The 3187-nt window shown below is 73.6% G+C and carries 3 protein-coding genes; 1 reads left to right on the top strand and 2 read right to left on the bottom strand.

The window, feature by feature from the left end:
- Together CWIS_RS19320 and CWIS_RS08260 are read right to left on the bottom strand one after the other, a co-directional pair.
- The coding region (locus CWIS_RS19320; RefSeq protein WP_048342825.1) for an energy-coupling factor ABC transporter ATP-binding protein at window positions 1–484 on the bottom strand (484 nt) is incomplete at its 3' end.
- Window positions 484–1218: a biotin transporter BioY gene (locus tag CWIS_RS08260; RefSeq protein WP_353848607.1), complete on the bottom strand. Its 735-nt coding sequence runs from the start codon at window positions 1216–1218 to the stop codon at window positions 484–486. The genes CWIS_RS19320 and CWIS_RS08260, both read right to left, overlap by 1 nt.
- A gap of 205 nt (window positions 1219–1423) precedes the next feature.
- Here CWIS_RS08260 and CWIS_RS08255 point away from each other — a divergent pair, with 205 nt between their 5' ends.
- Window positions 1424–3019 (top strand): ABC-F family ATP-binding cassette domain-containing protein, encoded by a 1596-nt coding sequence (locus tag CWIS_RS08255; protein ID WP_048342793.1) that lies wholly within the window; start codon window positions 1424–1426, stop codon window positions 3017–3019.
- Window positions 3020–3187: the final 168 nt, after the last annotated feature.

The following is a 3187-nucleotide window of genomic DNA, read 5'->3' as shown; positions in this document are numbered from 1 at the left end:
CGGGCTCGGTCGCGAGCACGCTCGTCAGTGCGAGGAGCTGACGCTGCCCGCCGGACAGCGCGTGCACGGGCAGGTCCGCGCGGTCGGCGAGGCCGACCCGGGCGAGCGCCGCGCGCGCCAGCTCCTCACGTGCGGCGGCGTCCCGCACGGTGCGCCGCAGCGAGAGCGCGACGTCCTCGACGGGCGTCGGCATGACGAGCTGCGCGTCCGGGTCCGTGAAGACGAACCCGACACGGCGCCGGACCGCGGGCCCGTCCTTCGCGGTGTCCAGGCCGCCGATCACGACGGACCCGGCCGACGGCAGGACCAGCCCGTTGAGCAGCCGCGCGAGGGTCGACTTGCCGGACCCGTTCGCGCCGACGACCGCGACCCTGCGCTCGGCGATCGTGAGGGAGACCGGGCCCAGCAGTCGCGTCACGGTGTCCGGACCGCCCGACGGGTCGGGGGTCCAGGCCGTGACCAGCGCCTGACGCAGCTCGATCATCAGCGACGCCGGCGCAGCAGGTCCGGGTAGTGCGCGAACACCGCCGTCGCGACGCCGGCGGCGAGCAGGTTCTTCACGACGTCGCCCGGGAAGTACACGGCGCCCCACCCGAACGCCTCGGACACGTCCACGTGGAAGTACCGAGCCATGCCCACGATGCCGGCGGGGTGGATGGTCAGTGCGGTGCCGATCACGCCGCTCGCGACCAGGACGAGGTACCGCGCCTGACCGGTCGCGGTGCGCGCCGCCCCGGCGAGCCAGCCGGCGAGCGCGGCGGCGAACGGGAACGCCACGAGGTAGCCGGCGCTCGGGCCCGCCAGGACGGCCAGCCCGCTCGCGCCGCCGGAGAACACGGGGACGCCCGCGAGACCCACGGCGAGGTACAGGAGCACCGCGAGGGTGCCGCGGCGCCAGCCCAGGACGAGCCCCGCGAGGACCACGCCGAACGTCTGCAGCGTGACGGGCACGCCGGTACCGGTGGGGATCCCCGGGATGATCGCGCACACCGCCAGGAACGCGGCGAACGTCGCGACGAGCGCCAGGTCGGTGGCGATGGTGCTCGGACGCTCGACAGGGGCGGGCAGAGCGGCGTCGAGCACCGCGGCGGGGTCGTTCAGGGGGTCGGGCGCTGCGAGATGCGTCACGGCGTCGTCGGGCCGCGCGGCGTCGGTCGTCTGCGTCGGGCCGGTGGCCCCGGGGGCGGTCAGGATGTCGTGCTCGCGTGCGTCGGCCACGGGTGTTGCTCCCTCGGGTCGGCTTGCTCGGCTGTCGTCGATCGGGCTCGACGGGCCCGTCGCGCTGGGACGGACCCTCCTCGCGCGTGCGCGCCGGGGCCTCCGTCGGAAATAGCGGCAGGTCGTCACGCTAGCGGTCGTTAAGATTGTTGGCGTTTGTGCGCCCGCCCAACACGTGAGCGGGCTTTCCGGAGGAAACCACCACGTGATCACCGCTCATGGCGTCGGCCTGCGCATCGGCGCACGCGAGCTTCTTGCCGAGACCTCGTTCCGGATCGCGGCCGGCGACCGGATCGGCCTCGTCGGTCGCAACGGCGCCGGCAAGACGACCCTCACCAAGACTCTCGCCGGCCAGTCGCAGCCGACGAGCGGCTCGATCACGCGTGGAGAGGTCGGCTACCTGCCGCAGGACCCGGCCACGGGCGACCTCGAGATGCTCGCCCTCGACCGGGTGCTGTCCGCGCGCGGCCTGGACGAGATCGTGCGCAACATGCGCGCGACCGAGGTCGTCATGGCCGAGGGCGACGACGCCGCGCGCGAGAAGGCGATGGCGCGCTACACCAAGCTCGAGGCGCGCTTCACCGCCGCGGGCGGCTACGCCGCCGAGTCCGAGGCGCACCGCATCACCGCGAACCTCGGCCTCGACGACCGCGTGCTGTCCCAGACGCTCGGCACGTTGTCGGGCGGTCAGCGCCGCCGCGTCGAGCTCGCCCGGATCCTGTTCTCGGGCGTCGAGACGCTGCTGCTCGACGAGCCGACCAACCACCTGGACGCCGACTCGATCGCCTGGCTGCGCGACTACCTCAAGGCGTACTCGGGCGGCTTCGTCGTGATCTCCCACGACGCCGAGCTGCTGCGCGCGACCGTCAACAAGGTGTTCCACCTCGACGCGAACCGCGCCGCGCTCGACCAGTACAACCTCGGCTGGGACGCCTACCTGCTGCAGCGCGAGACCGACGAGAAGCGCCGCCGCCGCGAGCGCGCGAACGCCGAGAAGAAGGCCGCGGTCCTCCTGGCGCAGGCCGACAAGATGCGCGCGAAGGCCACGAAGGCGGTCGCCGCGCAGAACATGGCGCGTCGCGCCGAGAAGATGCTGTCGGGACTCGAGGAGGCCCGCGTGAGCGACAAGGTCGCGCGGCTGCGGTTCCCTGACCCCGCGCCGTGCGGCCGCACGCCGCTCACGGCGTCCGACCTGTCGAAGTCCTACGGCTCGCAGGAGGTCTTCACGGGAGTCGACCTCGCGATCGACCGCGGTTCGCGAGTCGTCGTGCTGGGCCTCAACGGCGCGGGCAAGACGACGCTGCTGCGGCTGCTGTCGGGCCTCGAGAAGGCCGACACCGGTGAGGTGCACCCGGGGCACGGGCTCAAGCTCGGCTACTACGCGCAGGAGCACGAGACGCTCGACCTGACGCGCACCGTGGTGGAGAACCTGCGGTCGGCCGCACCGGACCTGACTGACACCCAGGTGCGCTCGGTGCTCGGCTCGTTCCTGTTCTCGGGTGACGACGCGGACAAGCCTGCGCGTGTGCTGTCGGGCGGTGAGAAGACGCGTCTCGCGCTCGCGGCCCTCGTCGTGTCGTCGGCCAACGTGCTGCTGCTCGACGAGCCGACCAACAACCTCGACCCGGCCAGCCGCGAGGAGATCCTTGCCGCGCTGCGCGGCTACAAGGGCGCGGTCGTCCTGGTCAGCCACGACGAGGGCGCGGTCGCGGCGCTCGACCCCGAGCGCGTGCTGCTGCTCCCGGACGGCGACGAGGACCTCTGGAACGCCGACTACCTGGACCTGATCACGCTCGCCTGACCCGGCGCCCGCCCGGCCTCGGACGCCCGCGCGGGCCGTTGTCAGGTGCTGGTGCGCGTGGGCTCGTCGGGCACCTGGGCGTCGACCAGCGCGTCCTCCTCGGCCTCCGCGCGGCCCTCGCGGCGCCGCGGGCGCGCGGGCCGGCCGGGGCTCGGCGCGCCGGGCTCG

The sequence above is a fragment of the Cellulomonas sp. A375-1 genome (assembly GCF_001040865.1).
GTDB classification, from domain to species: Bacteria; Actinomycetota; Actinomycetes; order Actinomycetales; family Cellulomonadaceae; genus Cellulomonas; species Cellulomonas gelida.
The sequence above is the reverse complement of the archived record's forward strand: the minus strand, read 5'-3'. Positions and strand labels throughout refer to the sequence as shown.